This window comes from Arthrobacter sp. ISL-65, from assembly GCF_018613795.1.
Classification (GTDB): Bacteria; Actinomycetota; Actinomycetes; order Actinomycetales; family Micrococcaceae; genus Arthrobacter.
Genome location: NZ_JAGGPN010000069.1, coordinates 21,208 through 39,267, shown reverse-complemented (window position 1 = coordinate 39,267; position 18,060 = coordinate 21,208). Strand labels below are relative to the sequence as shown.

Annotated in this window: 17 protein-coding genes; 8 read left to right on the top strand and 9 right to left on the bottom strand. The window is 66.3% G+C overall.

What is annotated here, in order from left to right; genetic code table 11:
- Nucleotides 1–285: LLM class flavin-dependent oxidoreductase (locus J7I85_RS24435; protein ID WP_214858470.1), on the bottom strand; the 285-nt coding region annotated here is incomplete at its 3' end.
- A gap of 140 nt (nt 286–425) precedes the next feature.
- Here J7I85_RS24435 and J7I85_RS24430 point away from each other — a divergent pair.
- Both J7I85_RS24430 and J7I85_RS24425 read left to right on the top strand, forming a co-directional pair.
- Nucleotides 426–1,262, top strand: coding sequence for an alpha/beta fold hydrolase (locus J7I85_RS24430; protein WP_214858468.1), 837 nt, complete (start codon nt 426–428; stop codon nt 1,260–1,262).
- A 304-nt stretch (nt 1,263–1,566) separates the two neighbouring features.
- Nucleotides 1,567–2,103 carry a hypothetical protein gene (locus J7I85_RS24425; protein ID WP_214858466.1) on the top strand — a complete coding sequence of 179 codons (537 nt, stop codon included), beginning with the start codon at nt 1,567–1,569 and terminating at the stop codon, nt 2,101–2,103.
- 106 nt (nt 2,104–2,209) lie between these two features.
- Here the strand turns inward: J7I85_RS24425 and J7I85_RS24420 are convergent, their stop codons facing one another.
- The 6 genes from J7I85_RS24420 to J7I85_RS24395 form a co-directional block, all read right to left on the bottom strand.
- Nucleotides 2,210–4,294 carry an Ig-like domain-containing protein gene (locus J7I85_RS24420; RefSeq protein ID WP_251024790.1) on the bottom strand — a complete coding sequence of 695 codons (2,085 nt, stop codon included), beginning with the start codon at nt 4,292–4,294 and terminating at the stop codon, nt 2,210–2,212.
- Between the two features lie 271 nt (nt 4,295–4,565).
- Nucleotides 4,566–6,083: a multicopper oxidase domain-containing protein gene (locus tag J7I85_RS24415; RefSeq protein ID WP_308159648.1), complete on the bottom strand. Its 1,518-nt coding sequence runs from the start codon at nt 6,081–6,083 to the stop codon at nt 4,566–4,568.
- 451 nt (nt 6,084–6,534) lie between these two features.
- A complete protein-coding gene (locus J7I85_RS24410; RefSeq protein WP_214858464.1) occupies nt 6,535–7,551 on the bottom strand; it encodes a magnesium and cobalt transport protein CorA in 1,017 nt (338 codons plus the stop codon).
- A 147-nt stretch (nt 7,552–7,698) separates the two neighbouring features.
- Nucleotides 7,699–8,097 (bottom strand): cupin domain-containing protein, encoded by a 399-nt coding sequence (locus J7I85_RS24405; protein ID WP_214858462.1) that lies wholly within the window; start codon nt 8,095–8,097, stop codon nt 7,699–7,701.
- A gap of 250 nt (nt 8,098–8,347) precedes the next feature.
- Nucleotides 8,348–9,079: a glutamine amidotransferase gene (locus J7I85_RS24400; protein WP_214858460.1), complete on the bottom strand. Its 732-nt coding sequence runs from the start codon at nt 9,077–9,079 to the stop codon at nt 8,348–8,350.
- A gap of 4 nt (nt 9,080–9,083) precedes the next feature.
- Nucleotides 9,084–9,785, bottom strand: a complete 702-nt coding sequence (locus J7I85_RS24395) for a FadR/GntR family transcriptional regulator (RefSeq protein ID WP_214858458.1) — start codon at nt 9,783–9,785, stop codon at nt 9,084–9,086.
- Between the two features lie 130 nt (nt 9,786–9,915).
- Here J7I85_RS24395 and J7I85_RS24390 point away from each other — a divergent pair, with 130 nt between their 5' ends.
- The 3 genes from J7I85_RS24390 to J7I85_RS24380 are packed head-to-tail and all read left to right on the top strand — an operon-like array spanning nt 9,916 to nt 14,128.
- Nucleotides 9,916–11,304: an SLC13 family permease gene (locus J7I85_RS24390; RefSeq protein WP_214858456.1), complete on the top strand. Its 1,389-nt coding sequence runs from the start codon at nt 9,916–9,918 to the stop codon at nt 11,302–11,304.
- A gap of 53 nt (nt 11,305–11,357) precedes the next feature.
- Entirely contained in the window at nt 11,358–12,602 is a 1,245-nt protein-coding gene (locus J7I85_RS24385; RefSeq protein ID WP_214858453.1) for a CaiB/BaiF CoA-transferase family protein, read from the top strand.
- Between the two features lie 2 nt (nt 12,603–12,604).
- Nucleotides 12,605–14,128 carry a carboxyl transferase domain-containing protein gene (locus tag J7I85_RS24380; protein ID WP_214858451.1) on the top strand — a complete coding sequence of 508 codons (1,524 nt, stop codon included), beginning with the start codon at nt 12,605–12,607 and terminating at the stop codon, nt 14,126–14,128.
- Nucleotides 14,129–14,210: 82 nt separating this feature from the next.
- Here J7I85_RS24380 and J7I85_RS24375 read toward each other — a convergent pair whose 3' ends face one another.
- On the bottom strand, nt 14,211–14,822 hold the full coding sequence (locus J7I85_RS24375; RefSeq protein WP_214858449.1) for an NADPH-dependent FMN reductase: 612 nt from the start codon (nt 14,820–14,822) through the stop codon (nt 14,211–14,213).
- Nucleotides 14,823–15,055: 233 nt separating this feature from the next.
- Here J7I85_RS24375 and J7I85_RS24370 point away from each other — a divergent pair, with 233 nt between their 5' ends.
- The 3 genes from J7I85_RS24370 to J7I85_RS24360 all read left to right on the top strand — a co-directional run bounded on the left by J7I85_RS24370 (nt 15,056) and on the right by J7I85_RS24360 (nt 17,499).
- Nucleotides 15,056–15,217, top strand: coding sequence for a hypothetical protein (locus J7I85_RS24370; protein WP_214858447.1), 162 nt, complete (start codon nt 15,056–15,058; stop codon nt 15,215–15,217).
- Nucleotides 15,218–15,270: 53 nt separating this feature from the next.
- A complete protein-coding gene (locus J7I85_RS24365; protein ID WP_214858445.1) occupies nt 15,271–17,136 on the top strand; it encodes a Na+/H+ antiporter in 1,866 nt (621 codons plus the stop codon).
- Between the two features lie 141 nt (nt 17,137–17,277).
- Nucleotides 17,278–17,499, top strand: a complete 222-nt coding sequence (locus J7I85_RS24360) for a hypothetical protein (RefSeq protein WP_214858442.1) — start codon at nt 17,278–17,280, stop codon at nt 17,497–17,499.
- A 55-nt stretch (nt 17,500–17,554) separates the two neighbouring features.
- On the opposite strand, the gene J7I85_RS24355 is transcribed toward J7I85_RS24360, so the two are convergent.
- Nucleotides 17,555–17,914, bottom strand: coding sequence for a hypothetical protein (locus J7I85_RS24355; protein ID WP_214858439.1), 360 nt, complete (start codon nt 17,912–17,914; stop codon nt 17,555–17,557).
- Between the last annotated feature and the right edge of the window lie 146 nt (nt 17,915–18,060).

Genomic DNA, 18,060 nt, shown 5'->3' with positions numbered 1-18,060 from the left:
AACCCCCAACGCCGCGGAGCGTCTCCCCAGCTCGTAACGCATGTCGATGACCGCAGTGCCGAGCTCAATGCGGCTGGTGCGGGCTGCAGCCGCCGCAAGCAGCGGGAACGGTGACGCCTGCTGGCGTGCGAAATGGTGCACGCGGAAAAACGCGCCATCAATGCCAAGCTCCTCGGCGGCCACGGCCAGCTCAATCCCCTGCAGCAGCGCATCTCGCGCAGTCCTTGTGCGGGAACCCTGCACCGGTCCCCAGTGGCCGAAGGACAGGAAGCCAATTCGTTTCATGCCGTTCTCAACATCCCGGTCTCCGCTGCCATTCCTGCAGGCTACGCCTGTGACAGACCCTGCGCACCGGCCGCGGTCCGGATAGGTTGGTAACACCGCTTGAGGACGTCCGTTCTCTCGAGACCGAAGGGAATGTTGACATGGCTTTCATCACCGTTGGACAGGAAAACAGCACCGACATCGAGCTCTACTACGAAGACCACGGAACTGGACAGGCTGTTGTCCTCATCCACGGCTATCCCCTGGACGGATCCTCCTGGGAGAAGCAGACCGCCGCCCTGCTCGACGCCGGCTACCGCGTCATCACGTACGACCGCCGCGGCTTCGGCAAGTCCAGCAAGCCCACCACCGGCTACGATTACGACACCTTCGCGGGCGACCTCAACACCGTCCTCACCACCCTGGACCTCAACGACGCGGTGCTGGTGGGCTTCTCGATGGGAACAGGCGAGGTGGCCCGGTACCTCTCCACCTTCGGGTCGGCCCGCGTGTCCAAGGCTGCTTTCCTGGGATCGCTTGAGCCCTACCTCCTGCAGACCGACGACAACCCCACCGGAGTCCCGCAGTCAGTGTTCGACGGCCTGACCGAGGCGGTCACGGCAGACCGCTATGCCTTCTTCACCGAGTTCTTGAAAAACTTCTACAACAGCGACACCTTCCTGGGCACGCCCCGCCTCAGCGAGGAGTCAGTCCGGGCAAGCTGGAATCTTGCCGCCAACGCGGGCGCCTTGGCCTCGGTGGCAGCCCAGCCCACCTGGCTCACCGACTTCCGCGCCGACATCCCGAAGATCGACGTCCCCGCCCTGATCGTGCACGGCACGGCGGACAACATCCTGCCGATTGACGCCACCGGTCGGGAGTTCAACAAAGCCCTGCCGGAGGCTGACTACGTGGAGATCGACGGCGCCCCGCACGGCCTGCTCTGGACGCACGGAGCAGAGGTCAACGAGGCCCTGCTCGGCTTCCTGCGCAAGTAGCACCGCGGAAAGGGAGGGCCGCCGGCGCCGAGAGGATCCGCCGTCGGCTGCCCTTCATTGCCGGAACAACCGCTCTAGTTGACAGTTTTCGTAAATCAGTGTTGACACGCACTTCCGGAGGTACACTCGGAATACCGGATCCGGACACCTCCCTTGAGGGGGATCCGGCTCCAAGCCCACCCGACAATTCCCGGTGGACGATTATAAAGAGGCAGAAGTGGTTGATAGGTCTCCACGCGCCCCGTGATCTTCTAGTCCTGCCCGAGCAAAAATGAATGTGCATCCCTAGGCAGGAGCAAAAATAATGACCATCACCTCGCCAACACGGCAGCGCCGCCCATTGGCAGCCAGACTCGCTTTGGCTTCGACTGTTTCTCTGGGACTGTTAGGTGGCCCCTTGGCCTTCGCCGGCGCCGCCAGCGCAGCGCCGTCGCATGACTACGGCAAGCATGACAACTGTTCAGTCACGGCCTACACGCCAAAGAAGGCTGACTACGGCAAGAAGGATCGGGACTACGGCAAGTCCGTTAAGGTCGAGTTCAAGTTCAAGATCCACTGCGACAAGCGCACCATGGTTTACTTCGACCACAAGATGTTCCAGGGCCACGGAAAGCGGGCCGACGTCCTCAAGCATGACCACGGCTGGGTCTGGGTCCACGGAGATAAGTACTTCAACGATAAGGCGAAAGTACACGCCGACCGTGGCGACAAGGATGTCAAGGTGTCCCACACCGTCAAGATCCAGTTCAAGGACAAGGACCGCAACAACCACTGGACTTGGAAGACGGACTCTGACCACGCCTATGCTCGCATTGATCTCGACAGGGGACGTGGGTACTAGGAGAGTTGCGAGCAGTCCAATTTAAATAAGTTCTAGCAACGCCGACGGCGGCACTTGCGTGCCGCCGTCGGCCTCTGTTTTGCTGCGGCTCAGGTTTTGCCGGAGATCACAGAGAACCGGTGGTGAACGTCCAGCCAGCCGACTTCAGCGGGTTGCCCGCCAGGTCGCGGACCGCGGCGGCGCCTCCGGTCACGGTGACCGTGTATTTGGTCCGCGCGGCCAGGGTCGCCGAGGGGTTCAGGATCCACTGGTTCGTGCTGCCGTTGCGGGAAACGGTGGCCGTCACGGGGGCGCCGGTGGCGGCGTTCGTCAGCGTGACGGTGCCGGTGCCGGCACCCTGGATGGCTTCACTGAAGGTCACCGCGATGTTGTTGGCGCGCCGTACCAGCGTGGCGCCGGGGCGCGGCGTCATGGCCGTGATAACCGGGGCCGGGCCGGTGGTGAACGTCCAGCTGGTGGTGGCCAGCGGGGTGCCTGCGGTATCGCGGATGTCGGCGGTTCCGCCGGTGAGCGTCACCGTGTACTTGGCGTCGTTGGCGAGGTTGGCCGCCGGATCCAGGGTGGCGGCCCGGGCGGTGGAGTTGTACGTGACGGCAGCCGGCACCACGGTCCCGGCCGCGTTCTTCAGGAGAAAGCTGATGCCGGTAACGCCCTGGACAGCCGTGCTGAAGGTGGCCGTGATGTTGCTTCCGGCGGCAACGGCGGTGCCGCCCGAACCCGGAGTGCGTGCCGTGACCGTGGGGGCCGCGGCGGTGGTGAAGGACCAGCTTCCCGTCACAAACGGGGTGCCTGCGGCGTCGCGGATGGCCGAGGATCCGCCGGTCAGCGTCGCCGTGTACTTCTGCGACGCGGCCAGGACGGCGTCGGGGTTCAGCGTTGCGGTACGCGTGGCGGCGTCGTAACTGACAGCCGCGGGCACCGTTGTTCCGGCGGCGTTCCGAAGGACGAAGGTGGAGCTGGCCACGCCCTGGACAGCAGTGCTGAAAGTAGCGCTGACGTTGGTTCCCACGGCGGCGCCGGAAGAATTGGCCGCCGGATTCAATGCTGTCGCGGCTGGCGCGGTGAGGACCGCAACTGCCGGGTCGGAGAACAGCAGCCGGTTCGGCGTCCCTGTGGTGGCGCCCGAGACCGCACCGGGGGTGGCGGCAGAAAGCAGCTTCGACGCCACGTCCGCCGGCACCAGCCCCGGCGACCGAGACAGCATCACGGCCGCGGCGCCAGCCACATGCGGCGAGGCCATCGAGGTGCCACTCATCAGGGCCGTGGCCGTGGTCGAGCTGGAGGAGGCGGACTTGATGCCCACGCCCGGGGCGTACAGGTCGACGCAGCTGCCGTAGTTGGAGAACGATGCCTGTTTGTCCGCGGAATCGCTCGCGGCAACGGTCAGCGCGCCGGCAACGCGGGCCGGGGAGCTGGTGCACGCATCGGTGGCGGAGTTTCCGGCGGCGACCACTGCGGTGACGCCGTCGCTGATGATGCCCTGCACCGCGGCGTCCACCATGGCGCTGACGGTGCTGCCGAGGCTCAGGTTGGCCACCGCCGGGGTGCCAGCCTGATGGTTGGAGACGACCCACTCCAGCCCGGCAATCACGTCGGAGTTGAAGCCCGAACCGCTGCAGTCCAGCACGCGGACGGGGACCACGGTGGCCGCCTTGGCCACGCCGTAAGTCTTTCCCGCGATGGTGCCGGCAACGTGCGTGCCATGGCCGTTGCAGTCCCCCGTGCCCAGTCCGTCGGAAATCGCCGACCACCCCGAGGCAACGCGGCCGGTGAACTCCGCGTGCGCAGACAGCACGCCGGAGTCAATAACGTACGCGGTCACGCCGGCGCCTGAAGACGCCGAGGTGTAGGTCCCGGACAGCGGCAGGGCACGCTGGTCAATCCGGTCCAGGCCCCACGTTGCGGACTGCTGGGTGTCCGCAGCCGTTACCGGGGCATCGGGTTCGACGGCGGCCACGCCTGCCGAGCGCTTCAATTCCGCGGCCTGCCCGGGCGTTGCCGTCACCACGGCGCCCCTGATCGCCTTGGCGAACGTGCGTCCGACGGCGATGTTCCTCGAGCGCAGATTCCGCACGGCCGAGGAAACGTCGGTCCCGGCGGAGTAGCGCACGATGTAGCGGGCAGCCGGTGCTCCCGACCCGGTTTCCGAGGCGGCAGCACCGGCTGACACTCCGGCGATGGGGGCGGCCAAGGCCGTCAGCAGCAGCGAGGCCAGGACAGGACGGAGAACAGACGAAGCGCGAATTTTGGGTTCCTTCGAACGAACTGAGGGCCGGCGGGGAAAGCCAAAGGAAGGCTGATTCCAGTGTATTTTCCGCGGCCCGCCGCAACCCCGTTGCTGGCCCGAAGCTTCGGCGAAGCTTCTTAAGCTGCGCGAAAACCGGCGAAATCCTGCGCTTGCCTGTTCTCCTGCGCTGCTTCAGCCCTTGCCCGGCACCAGCCTCAGGTCCCCGCCTCCCGCCTCAGGTGCCAGCCGGGAACGCCGGGCGGTACATGGGCGGGAACGAACCCAGGGGTGTGGGGTCCGTTTTGGGCGGGTCGGAGAGGACGGGGTCGTTGTTCCGCAGATCGCCCACCGAAAACTGCACCATCATGTCGTGGTCCTCGTGCACCAGGTTGTGGCAGTGCATCATGTACCGGCCGCCGGGGGAATCCGGTCCCGTGTCGAACTGCATGAGCAGCGTGATGGACTCGTTCTCACCGGCGTAGAACACATCCTTCGGCCCGGTCTCCCAGGCGAACGGTTTGCCCCCGTTGGTGTTGCGGGCAATGATCTTCGCGTCGGTGAGGTGGATGTGCACCGGGTGGAACCAGCCGCCCGACTCGTTGACGATGGTCCACTGCTCCACCGAGTTCCGGCGCGGGATGGCGAAACAGCGGGTGAACCCCGACTTTTCCACATCCTCCCACGTCTCCTCGTTGATGGTCCATTCCCCGCCCTGGCGCTTCACGCGCAGCACCCGCTTGGCGACCGCCATCTCGGGTTTGAGTGCCATGGTGGCGATGCTGCCGCGGGCGCTTCCCGGCGTTCCGCCGTCGTCCAAGGTCACCGGCACGGAACCGATGGTTCCGGCCGAGGAACCGGAGTCGGCCACCACCTGGAACCGCATGACCTTGTTGGTGTTGGGGAAGTCCAGGTTGTTCTTGTTGCTCAGGTTCCGCAGGTCCACTGTCTGTCCGGGCCGGTACCTGCGGAAGTCGATGAGGACCTCGTAGCGCTCCGCCGTCCCCTGGCGCCAGGAGGAGACCGCCTGCACCCTGGGGACCATCCCGCCGTCGGTGCCCACCACATGGAATGGCTCCCCGTTGGAGAGGGCCAGCCGGTAGGAGCGGGTGATCGAGGCGACGAGCACGCGGAAGCGGTAGATCCGCGGCTTGACCTTCATGAGCGGCCACGGCACGCCGTTCACCATGATGATGTCGCCCCACAGCCCGTCGTGATCATTGTCGTTGTAGCCCAGCGACCCGTCGGCGTTGAACAGCGCGTCGGAGATGATTAGCGGCACGTCGAATTCGCCCTGGGGCAACTGCGCCCGTTCAAACCTGTCCTGCAACGGGTACATGGCCGCGAGCCCGGAATAGACGCCCTGCGCGGTAACGAGGTGGTTGTGATCGTGGTACCAGAGCGTGCGCGCGTTCTGCCAGTTCGGATAATGGTAGTTCTTGAACTTTCCCGGGGCGGTCGAATCATTGGCATAGCCGTCGTACTGCGGCAGCGATGCCGAGCCGTGCAGGTGGGTGACGGTCTTGAAGGTCCCGGGGTGCAGGAGGGCAGTGGACGGGAGCGCGTTGCGGATCCGAACCTCGGTCCGGGTTCCCTGCGCCACCCGGATGGTGGGCCCGGGAAATATTCCGTTGTACCCGGCCACCGTGGTGGAGAGGCCCGGAACGAACCGGGCTTGGCCCAGCTTCTGGGTGAGGGCGTAGCGGGCAAACGGCCGGGCCGGGTCACCGCCGTCGAAACCCGTTTGGTAGGGCACCAGCTCGGACGGCGGAACATTGCCGTGTACGGCATTGGCATGTTCGCCGGGGCCAGCTGGCTCCGGGTAAGAAGTGACGTGCTTTGCGTCGGCTCGTCGCCGCTCGCCGCCACTCCGGTCAAGGACGCTGCCCCCACTACGCCCAGTTTCAGAACTTCCCTGCGAGACGTCATTGTCTCCTCCAGATGTCGCGATGATTTGGATTGAAAAAAGGCAGACCTGCGGCCGGAGCCGCAGGTCTGCTGAATCCCCAGGGACGCGGAACCCCAAACTTTCCGGGCCGCTGGCCTACCGGCCCCGCCCACGATCAAGTTCAGGATTCCGCTCCCCTGCCGCAACGGGAGTGGAACCACCGCAATTGTTGGGCCGGCTGCTTCTGGAAACCTTGGAAAAGTTGCCCCGCCTGCGATGTTCCCACCCAAATAGGGTGTCGGCGGGTGTGCGGTCGATTCTAGATCCAGTTGTTGTGCTTGAACGTGGCGTACAGGACCAGCCCCATGCCGATCATCAGGCCCAGCGCCATGGGATAGCCGAAGATCCAGTCCAGTTCAGGCATCGTATGGAAGTTCATTCCGTAGATGGTGCCGATGAGCGTGGGTGCGAAGAGGATGGCCGCCCAGGAAGAGATCCTCTTGACCTGCTCGCTCTGCGCGAAGCTGGACTCCGTGAGGCGGCGCATCTCGTCGTTCTGGCGCTGGGCAACGAGGGCCGCATTGACCGCGAGCGCGTTCTGTAGCAGTGCCCGGAAGGACGCGATCCGGTCATTGAGCCGCAGGACGTGGTCCAGCACATCGCGGAGGTGGTCTTGGAGCTCGGCGCCGGGGTGGTGGTCCGGTGTTCCGGTGACCAGTGCCTGCAGGATTCCGGCGAGCGGCCCGGTGGCGCGCTGCACGCTGATGACCTGGCGGGACAGTTCGTAGATACGGCGGGACACCTCCGGGTCCGCGCCGAACAGTTCGTCCTCGATCTCGTCGATGTCGTTTTCCAGGCCTGCCGCGACCGGCTCGTACTCGTCGACCACCTGGTCCAGGATGGCGTACAGCACGGCGTCGGGACCCAGGGCAAGGAATTCGGGCTGTGATTCCATGCGGCGGCGCACCCGCGCCAGGTCCGGTGACTCTGCACGGCGGACCGTAACCACGAAGTCCGGTCCGGCAAAAACGTGGATCTCGCCGAACTCCACCTTCTCGACGTCGTCGAGATACCGCGCCGGGCGCAGGACCAGAAAGAGCGTTTCACCGTAATGCTCAAGCTTGGCGCGCTGGTGCCCGGTCAGCGCGTCTTCAACCGCAAGCGGGCTCAGGTCGAACTCATCCGCCACCGATCGCAGCTCGTGGGGGTCGGGACGGTAAAGCCCGATCCAGGCCATGCCCTCGCGCTGCCGCAGCAGGAAGTATGTTTCCTCCAGCCCTTCGGGATCCGCCGTCCGGTGCCCTTCCACGTACACTGCGTTGTCGATGATGGCCACAGCGGCGCCTCCTCAGCTGGAACGGCATCCCATGGCAGTGACGTTATCCCTTGCGGAACGCCGTGCCAATAAGGGGACGTACCCGCGCAGCAGGGGCCGCCGGCTCAACGGCTGGCGGCCCTGGTGCTGGAGTTCAGAGTGGCCAGGTCAGATTCGGGCGTGCAGGCCGCGGCTGACCGGCCGCCCGAAAGATGCCGCGCCGAGGAACTCAACGGCCACGAACGGCTCGGAACCCACCACCCATTCATCGTGCCCCGGAGGAATCGCATACGTGTCATTGGCGCGTATGGAGGAGCGGGCACCCCCAGGTGTCTCCACCTCCATGACACCGGAGAGGCAGAACCCGAGGTGGTTGTGCTGGCAGAAGGGCGTTTGTTCGGTGGGCTTGGTGCATTCGGACCAGCGCCAGCCGGGGGCGAGGATCAGCCGGGCAACGGAGAAGTCGTTGACGCTGACCAAGTCCACCTCGGCTTTGTCCGGGCACCTCTTCTTGTCCGGTTCATCGAAGGATTTGACGGCAAGGGCTGTAATGAAATTGGCAGTCATAAACGGTACCTGCAGACTTGGTTGAGACCTGGAATTTGAAGGCGGTTTCTGGAGAAACGCCACGTTAACGAGGTGCGGGCTGCTGCCGAACGTGACAGTAAAGCAGCCGCATCTTTTTGGTGTGGCTTCCCCTCGCCGCACACGCACGCAACAGATCACATGTTGACGTAGCTCAACCGTAGACCTCTGCAGGCCGAAGTCAATGGTCCCGGTGTGAGTGGCCAAACCGGCGCATTGCCACTTAACGGCGTTACTTGCCGTAGAGCTTCACGAAGTTCCGCAGGATCTTCATGGGTTCGGTGGCCGTGTACGTCCGGGCTTCCGCCATCAGCTCCTCGGCAGATTCGGGCGGGAAGTATCCGGCGTTCCGGTAGATGTCGATCCTGGTCACCAGGCCTTCGGCGTCGAGTTCCGGGTGGAACTGCGTGGCGTACAGGTTCTGCTTGATCCGGAACATGTGGACGGGGCAGGCTGCGGAGCTCGCCAGCAGCACTGCGTGCGCGGGCAGCACAGTGCACCCTTCCTTGTGGCCCGTGAAGGCGGTGAACTGCGCCGGAAGGCCGGCCAGCAGCGGATCCTGCAGGCCCTCCGGGCTCAGGCTTATGGTCACGCCGCCCAGCTGCTCGCCGTAGGTCCGGTCGATCACGGCGCCCTGGTGCAGGCCAAGGGTACCGACGCCATAGCAGGCGCCCAGGAACGGGAAGTCCTCCACCACGATCCGGTCCAGCAGCGCGGACAGTTCGCGCTCCACGCGGTGCTGTGCTTCGGTCTTCTTTGCGGGAGGATCGCTCGAGGTGAACGGGCTGCCGCCCACGATGACGCCGGAATAGTCACCCAGGTCCAGCTCCGGCAGGGCCGCGCGCTCCATCCGGATGCGCGTCAGCTGGTGCGGTTCCAGCTCGCAAAAGCGCAGGTACGACTCGTATTCGTCCTCCGCGGCGACGTCCTCGGCCCGCGAGGCGAGCAGCAGAAACGGCTTCACGTGCTTACTTCAGCAGGGCGACGTCGGACACGAGGGTGATGTGGTCCAGCATCGCCGCCGCGGCGGCCTCCGAGTCCTGGACACGGATGGCGTCCGCGATTTTGCGGTGGGATGCCAGTGACTGCTCCGGCCGGCCGGGCTGTCCCAGCGATTCGAGCCGTGTTTCGAGGATCATCTCCGCAATGAAGCTCATGAGCTGGGCAAGCACGCCGGAGTGCGCGGCGGCGGTGATGGCCTGGTGGAACAGCTCGTCGCCGTGGGCCCCTTTCGCGCCCGCGGCCACCTCTTCCGCCATGACGTCCAGGGCTTTGTCGATCGCCCGCATGTCCTCGTCGGTGCGGCGCTCGGCAGCAAGCTCGGCCAGCTTGACCTCGAGCGTGCTGCGGGCTTCGACAATTTCGGGAAGGCGGCTGCGGTGCTCGCGAAGACCCTTGAGCACGGAGGGAACGTTGGGCCGGTAGACAAGCACCGCGCCGGTGCCGTGCTGGACATCAATCACGCCCAGGACTTCAAGGGCAACCAGCGCCTGGGCCAACGTGGCCCGGGAAACGCCCAGCCGTTCGGCCAGGTCCCGCTCGGCGGGAAGCGTGTCTCCGGGCCCCAGCTGCGCGGACTCGATGAAGTCCATCAGCTGCTCCACGAGCTGTTCGTAGAGTCGGGGCCGCGCGACGCGGGAAATCTGTTGCGTTGCTGTCTTCCTTGGCATGCGCATCCTTCCGGCGATGTCTTGCCCCAGCTTAGCGGAGGAGTATTGACAAAGTCACCTAGTGTCTAGGAGGCTAGGCCAGTGAGCTTGTAAGCCACATCACATCAACTCTCATCCCGGAGGAACAACGATGTCCGCTCCCGTCCTGTCCATCATCATCCTGGCGGTGATGTTCCTGCTGGCCACGGTGCTGCCTCTCAACATGGGCGCCCTGGCTTTCGTGGGCGCCTTCCTGCTCGGCTCGGTGGTCCTGGGAATGTCCACCAGCGATATTCTTGCCAACTTCCCTGGCGGCCTTTTCCTGACCATTGTCGGCGTCACCTACCTCTTCGCCATCGCCCAGAACAACGGAACCATCGACCTGCTGGTCCGCGGCGCGGTCAGGCTGGTGGGCAGCAAGGTGGCGCTCATCCCCTGGGTCATGTTCGCCATCACGGCCGTCATCACCGCCGTCGGAGCCCTGTCTCCCGCCGCCGTCGCGATCATCGCGCCGATCGCACTCAGCTTCGCCGCGAAGCACAAGATCAACCCGCTGATGATGGGCATGATGGTGATCCACGGCGCACAGGCAGGCGGCTTCTCCCCGATCGCCGTGTACGGCGTCACGGTCAACGGCATCATTGCGAAGACAGATCTGGAAGCCAGCCCGATGGCGATCTTCCTGGCCAGCTTCATCTTTAACCTCGCCATCGCCGTCGTGTTGTTCATCGTCCTGGGCGGCAGCAAACTGCTGTTCACCAAGACCGGCCGACTCGTGGAGCAGGCCGCCGAGTCCCGGATGGCCGTCAGCGTCGGCGCCCGCGCGGCCGGTGTCACCCTTCGGGGCTCCGGCTCTGACATCTCCCCCTCCGGAGTGGCCCGCAAGGGAACCTCTGGTTCCGCCTCAGCCGCTGCGGCGGCCGATGCCAGCGGTGCCCGTGCCACTGTTCCGCAGCTGGTCACCATCGCCGGCCTGATCGCCCTCGCCGTCATCTCTCTGGGCTTCAAGGTGGACGTCGGCTTCGTCTCCATCACCATCGCCATGATTCTGGCCCTCGTCTCGCCCGCCGCCCAGAAGGGCGCCATCAACAAGATCAGCTGGTCCACCGTCCTGCTCATCTGCGGCATGCTCACCTTCGTGGGCGTCCTCGAGGAAGCCGGCACCATCAAGTTCGTCTCCGACGGCGTCGCCCACCTCGGGATGCCGCTGCTCGCGGCCCTGCTGATCTGCTACATCGGCGCCATTGTCTCGGCCTTCGCCTCCTCCACCGCCATCCTGGCCGCACTCATCCCGCTCGCCGTTCCCTTCCTGTCCACCGGCGAAATCGGCGCCGTCGGCGTGATCGCTGCCCTGGCCGTCGCCGCCACCATCGTGGACGTCTCGCCGTTCTCCACCAACGGTGCCCTGGTCCTCGCCAACGCCCCCGAGGACGTGGACAAGGACAAGTTCTACAAGCAGATCCTGGCCTACAGCGGCATCGTCGTCGTTGCCGGCCCCGCCATCGCCTGGCTGGTCATGGTCCTCCCCGGCTGGATGTAGCCACCCCGGAACAGGACCACCAGCCCCTCCAAGCAAGAAAAGGAACACCCAGCATGAGCCATGAATCCACGCCCCAGCCCGAAGGGCCCCTCGCCGGCTACCTAGTGGTGGACCTCAGCCGCGCCCTGGCCGGACCGCACGCCGGCATGATGCTTGCGGACCTCGGCGCACGGGTCATCAAGGTCGAAAACCCCGGCACCGGAGACGACACCCGCGGCTGGGGGCCGCCGTTCGTCGGTCCCGAGGACGATCCCCAGGCCACCTACTTCCTCTCCTGCAACCGCAACAAGGAATCCATCGCCCTGGACCTCAAAAGCGACGACGGGCGGACGGTACTGCGCGAACTGCTCGAACGCGCCGACGTCGTCATCGAAAACTTCCGCCCCGGAGTGCTGGACCGGCTCGGCTTCTCCGCCGCGGAGATGCACGCACTGAACCCTGCCCTGGTGGTCCTGTCCATCACCGGTTTCGGCCACGACGGCCCGGAATCCCGCCGCAGCGGATACGACCAGATCCTCCAGGGTGAGGCCGGGCTGATGTCCCTGACCGGCTCCGGCCCCGACGACCCCCAGCGGGTGGGCGTGCCCATCGCGGACCTCCTTTCCGGCATGTACGGGGCGTTCGGCACCCTCGCGGCACTGCTGCAGCGCGAACGCACAGGCCAGGGGCAGATCGTCCGTACCTCGCTGCTCGCCGCACTCATCGGTGTGCACGCGTTCCAGGGCACCCGCGCCACCGTCGCGGGCGAGGTCCCCAAGGCGCAGGGCAACCACCATCCCTCCATCGCCCCTTACGGCCTGTTCCACTGCCGGCAGGGCCGCGTGCAGATCAGCGTGGGCAGCGAGAAACTGTGGCGCACGTTCACATCCACGTTTGGCATCGACGCCGACCGGCCGGAGTTCGCGTCCAACGCAGAGCGCGTCCGGAACCGGGAAAAGGTCATCGAGGAAGTGGAACGCGCCTTCGCCGACCACGAGGCCGAACCGCTGCTCGCCAAGCTGAACGACGCCGGGATCCCGGCCGGCAAGGTCCGGACCCTGGACGAGGTCTACGAGTGGGAGCAGGTCCACTCCCAGGGCCTGGTGATCGACGTCGACCACAAGATCCTCGGCAACGTCACCCTCCCGGGCCCGCCGCTGCGCTTTTTCGCCGCCGCGGACACCGCCGAAACCACCCTCAAAACCCACACGGCGCCGCCGCTGCTGGACCAGAACGGCGAGCAGATCCGGCAATGGCTCGGACTCGTCCCGGCCGACGCCGCCGCCGCTGCCGCCGCCGCTGGCGGGGAAGGCCGCTGACCATGAGTGCTGCCCAGAAGGTCCGGCACCTGGACGCCACCGAACTCATCGCCGCCGTGCTTGACCCCGGCTCCTACCACTCCTGGGACTCCGCCGTGGTGGACCCCGATCCCAGCCCGGAATACCGGCAGGAACTGGCCGCGGCCCGGGAAAAGACCGGCGTCGACGAATCCGTTCTCACCGGCGAAGGCCTCATCCGCGGCCGCCGGGTCGCCGTCATCGTCAGCGAATTCCGCTTCCTCGCCGGCTCCATCGGCCTCGCCGCAGCGGAACGGATCGTGAACGCCGTCGAACGCGCAACCCGGGAAGGGCTTCCGCTCCTGGCCGGACCGGCGTCGGGCGGCACCCGCATGCAGGAGGGAACCATCGCGTTCCTCTCCATGGTGAAGATTAGCGCGGCGGTCCGGGCACACCGGCAGGCAGGACTGCCCTACCTCGTCTATCTTCGGCACCCGACCACCGGCGGCGTCATGGCTTCCTGGGGTTCCCTCGGGCACATCACCGTGGCCGAACCCGGCTCCCTCCTCGGGTTCCTGGGGCCGCGGGTCTACGAGGCCCTCTACGGTGCACCCTTTCCGGAGAACGTCCAGGTGGCCGAGAACCTCTTCGACAAGGGGCTCGTGGACGCGGTGGTCCCGCCGTGGCAGCTGTCCGACGTCGTGGACCGTGCCCTGAGCATCCTGGTCGCCGGGCCCCACGCGCAGGTCCGCCCGCCGCGGACGCTGTCCGTAAAACCGTCCGACGCCGGCGCCTGGGAATCGATCGAGATCTCCCGGAACCCGCGCCGCCCGGACCTGCGCCAGCTGCTGGCCTACGGGGCCCGCGACGTGCTTCCACTCAACGGCACCGGCCAGGGCGAAAAGGACCCCGGGCTACTGCTGGCACTGGCCCGCTTCGGCCAGAAGTCCTGCGTGGTAATCGGGCACACCCGGCCCCGGCCCTCCCAGCAGACCGCCATGGGCCCGGCATCGCTGCGCGAAGCCCGCCGCGGCATGCGGCTGGCCGAGGAGCTCGGACTGCCCCTGGTGACGGTGATCGACACCGGAGGCGCCGCCCTGTCCAAGGAGGCGGAAGAAGGCGGGCTCGCTGGCGAAATCGCACGCTCCCTCCACGACCTCATCGGCCTCAACTCCCCCACGGTGTCCGTCCTGATGGGCCAGGGCACCGGCGGTGGCGCCTTGGCGCTGTTCCCGGCCGACCGCACCATCGCGGCCCAGCACGCCTGGCTGTCCCCGCTGCCGCCCGAGGGCGCAAGCGCCATCGTGCACCGCAGCGCCGAGTTCGCCCCGGCCATGTCCGAGGCACAGGGCGTCAACGTCGCCTCACTCCACGCCCACGGCATGGTGGAGCACATCGTGGACGAACGGCCCGACGCCGCACACGAGGGCAGGGCGTTCTGCCAGCGCCTGGGGCAGGCCATCGAGTACGAACTTGCCGCGCTCTCGGCGGCCGGGGTGGCCGAACTCCTCCCGCACCGGCTCGAAAAATACCGCAACCTCGGCGGCCTAGTCCCCCTCCCCCTCTAGCCCCTCCCTCGCGAGGAGGGGGGTCTTCGGGACGAGGGAGGGGGTTTCAGGGACGAGGGGGTTCGGGAAGACGAGGGGCCGGTCAGCGGGACAGCTTCTGGGTGTCGGGTTCCGGATCGCCGATGTGGCCGGGCGCATTGGCCGCAAGGACACGCTGGACGAAGGCGCAGTACTCCTCCATGTAGTGGCGCAGGAAGGCCGCGGTGGATTCATCCTTGACCTCGCCGTCGCTGGCGAACACGTCCGGGTTGAACTTCACGTAGGCCTCGGGGGCATTGAGCTGGGGGGCGTCGAGGAAACTCAGCACGGCGCGCATGGAGGACTGCATCACCGCTGTGCCGATGCTCCCGGGCGAGGCGCCGATGATGCCGGTGGGCTTGCGGGCGAACGAGTTGGTGCCCCAGGGACGGGAGCCCCAGTCGATGGCGTTCTTCAGCGCGCCGGGAATGGAGCGGTTGTATTCAGGGGAGACGAAGAGGATGCCGTCGGAGCCTTCGATGGCATCCTTGAGGGCTCGTCCTTCCGGCGGGAAATCGGCGTCGTAGTCATAGCTGTACAGTGGCAGGTCCTTGATGAGGATCTCGGTGAACTCGAGGTCCTCCGGCGCCAGCTTGATGAGGGCCTTGGAGAGGGTCCGATTGATGGAGCCGCTGGCCAGGCTCCCTACGAAATAGCCGATCTTGTGCGTTGCCATGGTGGTGTTCCTTCCTCTCAGCCGGCATGAGCGGGCTGGGCCGACGGTGCAAAGAGGCAGTGCTGCGGCTGGCAGCCGCGGGGGCATTTCGGGGTGCAAACTCCAACAGTTCAACACAGAACAACATCCCCGGCCAGAGCGCGTGGCCGGTTCTTGACAGCCAGACCGGTGGGGTAGCTAGATGAACGTTAAGCGATACCCCAGCACACAACCGCAACAGAGGAGCGGCAGTCATGAGCGAGATCCCGGAGTCGCTGCAGCGCATCCACAGCGAGGCCCCCGCCGAAGGGGATGAAACGGCAGACCCGACCGACATCCGCATGCATTCGCAGGATCCAGCCGAAGGTGCTGACGACGTCGCAGAACCTGCGCCCAAGGCGGCGGAGACATCCTGACGGAAGTCCCCGCCCGCCGTCGGGCAGTCCGCGGCGATTGAGAGAATAGCCGCATGGAAGTCGCCCTGGGGTTGCTGGCGCTCGCCGCCGTGGTCTGCGCGGTCAGCGCGCTGGGCCGCAAACTTGACGTGTCGGTCCCGCTGCTTCTGGTGCTCTCCGGGGTGGCCGGCTCCTTCCTCCCGTTCGTGCCCCGCGTCGACCTCAACCCTGAACTCGTCCTCGTGGGGCTGTTGCCGCCCCTCCTTTACGCCGCCGCCCTGCGGACCTCGCTGTTCGACTTCCGCTCCAACCGGCGGGCCATCGGGCTGCTCTCGGTGGGCTACGTCATCTTTGGCACCATCGTCGTAGGCCTGGTGGTCTGGTGGCTGTTCCCGGAGATACCGCTCGCCGCGGCCATTGCGCTTGCCGCTGTGGTGGCGCCGCCTGATGCGGTGGCCGCCACTGCCATTGCACGGAAGGTAGGGATGCCACGCAGAATTGTCAGCATTCTGGAAGGCGAATCGCTGGTCAACGATGCCACCGCCCTGGTGTGCCTTCGCGCCGCCATCGCCGCCATCTCCGGAACGGTTTCCGTAGTGGAGCTCGGCGCGGAATTCCTGCTGGCAGCCGGCGGCGGGCTGGTGGTGGGCCTCGCCGCGGCCTACGTCCTCACCCAGCTGCGCCGGCGGATCCGCAACGTTGCCATCAATACCTCGACGTCGCTGATGGCACCCTTTGTGGCGTACCTGCCGGCGGAGGCGATCCACGCATCGGGCGTCCTGGCCGTGGTGGTGACTGGCCTGATCATGGGCACCAAGGCCCCGTCCATGCCCAACGGGGCCGCCCGGCAGAGCCAGCGGAGCAACTGGGAGACGGTGCAGTTCCTGCTGGAAAACTCGGTGTTCCTCCTCATCGGCCTGCAGGTGCGGACCATCATCGAGGGCGTCCAGGACGACTCCCTGGGCACTGCCAGAATCTGGGCGGGCTGCGCGGTGATCCTGCTGGCCGTGCTGCTGCTGCGGCCGGTCTGGGTTTTTCCGGCGACCTACCTGCCGAGGCTTATCCCGGCCGTGGCCCGGAAGGACCCCTCGCCGCCCTGGCAGTACCCCGCCATCATCTCGTGGGCCGGCATGCGCGGCGTGGTGACGCTCGCCGCTGCCCTCACGCTGCCCGAGGACCTGGAGCACCGGACCGTACTGATCCTGGCGGCGATGGTGGTGGTGGCCGGCACCCTGGCGCTGCAGGGGTTCACGCTGCCTGCCTTGGTGCGGCTGCTCCGCGTGCAGGGACCCGATGCAGGCGAGGACGCGCTGGCCCAGGCCTCGCTGACGCAGCAGGCCACGGCGGCCGGAGTGGAGCGGCTGTACGAACTGCGGACCGACGATGACCCGCCCGAGGTGGTGGCCATGCTCAAGCGGCGGACGCTGGAGCGCGGGCTGGCAGCGTGGGAACGTCTGGGCAGGCCGACGGCGGAGGCGGCCACTCCCAGCCAGCGTTATGCCCAGTTGCGGCTGGCCATGCTGGAGGCGGAGCGGGCGAAGGTCCTTGAGCTCAGGAGCGGAGGAAACTACCCCCACGAGGTGCTGAGCAACGTCCTGGAGCGGCTCGACGTCGAAGAGTCGATGCTTGACGCCGTCATCGAGGAGGCTGACGTTGCCGGCTCCGGCGCCGTCGCCAGACCGGGAGGCGACTGCGAGCACCTCGAGGCCGCACGCGATCCTGAGGTTCCCCGCGACGCACTCTGTGACGCCTGCATCCGCGAAGGTACCGTCACGGTCCACCTGCGGATGTGCTTGGAGTGCGGGAACGTGGCCTGCTGTGATTCTTCGCCCGCCACCCACGCCTCCCGGCATGCCAAGGCCACCGGCCACCCGGTCATGCGCAGCATCGAACCGGGTGAGGACTGGCGGTGGTGCTACGTGGACGATCTCCTGGGGTAGCCCGGCGGGGACAATGTTGCCCAACGGATCTAACAGCCCCGTAACCCGCCGTTAATCCCGGGGCGGGAGACTGGAGACCTTGGATCCGCACGACTGGCCTTGCGTCTTGGGGGCAGCCACTCGACGAGGAGTTCGCTAGGCATGAACCATTCCGACGACGGCACATCAGAAACCTTCAACTCGCCGGTACGCGACGGGGAACGGCCCGATCTAAGAAGCATGCACATCCGCGAAGACGTGGCTCAGGCAGGCCGCTGCGGAAATGTCCACCTGGCCACCGGCCGCATCTGCATCCTGCCCGAACGCCACCACGGCTCCTGCGACTTCGTGGGCCCAGAGGACGTCAGCGGCGTGGCACGGTAGTGCGTGGCACTGTGCGAGAACATGCACGGTGCCGATTCGACCTCGCTGTACCCGTCTAGGTGCTGGCCGCCATCGGCGCGGTTGGCACAGACACGCCCGCAATGTCCGACGCCGGGGTGAGGATCCAGCGCTCCCCGCGCTGTTCGTAACTGATCACCATGGCCGCGGCGGCAGTGCTTGCCGCGTCTATGGCGAGCAGCAGTGCAGCCTGCATGCGGCTGGCATGCCCGAACCTTGCGTTCGCCGTGCCCTCAAAGTCGCTGTTGTCGATGAGGATATAGGCCTTGCCCTCGGCCACCACCTTGATCGAATACCCGAGCTCCTCATGAACCGAACCGCGGGACGCGGCGATCTCCGTTACCCTGTCGGCCCGCACCAGGCTATGGCTGATCGTGCGGATCCACACGTCACCCATCGGTTCTCCTTTGCTGCCGGGCAGGTTGTAATTGCCTCTACTTGCAAACGGTAGTCCGTGAAAGCCCGGATGTAAGCCCCCCAAACGGTGCGACCCGCCGTCGGGCTCCAGACTCCCAGCAGGTTTTCCCCAAGCTCCGGCAGGTT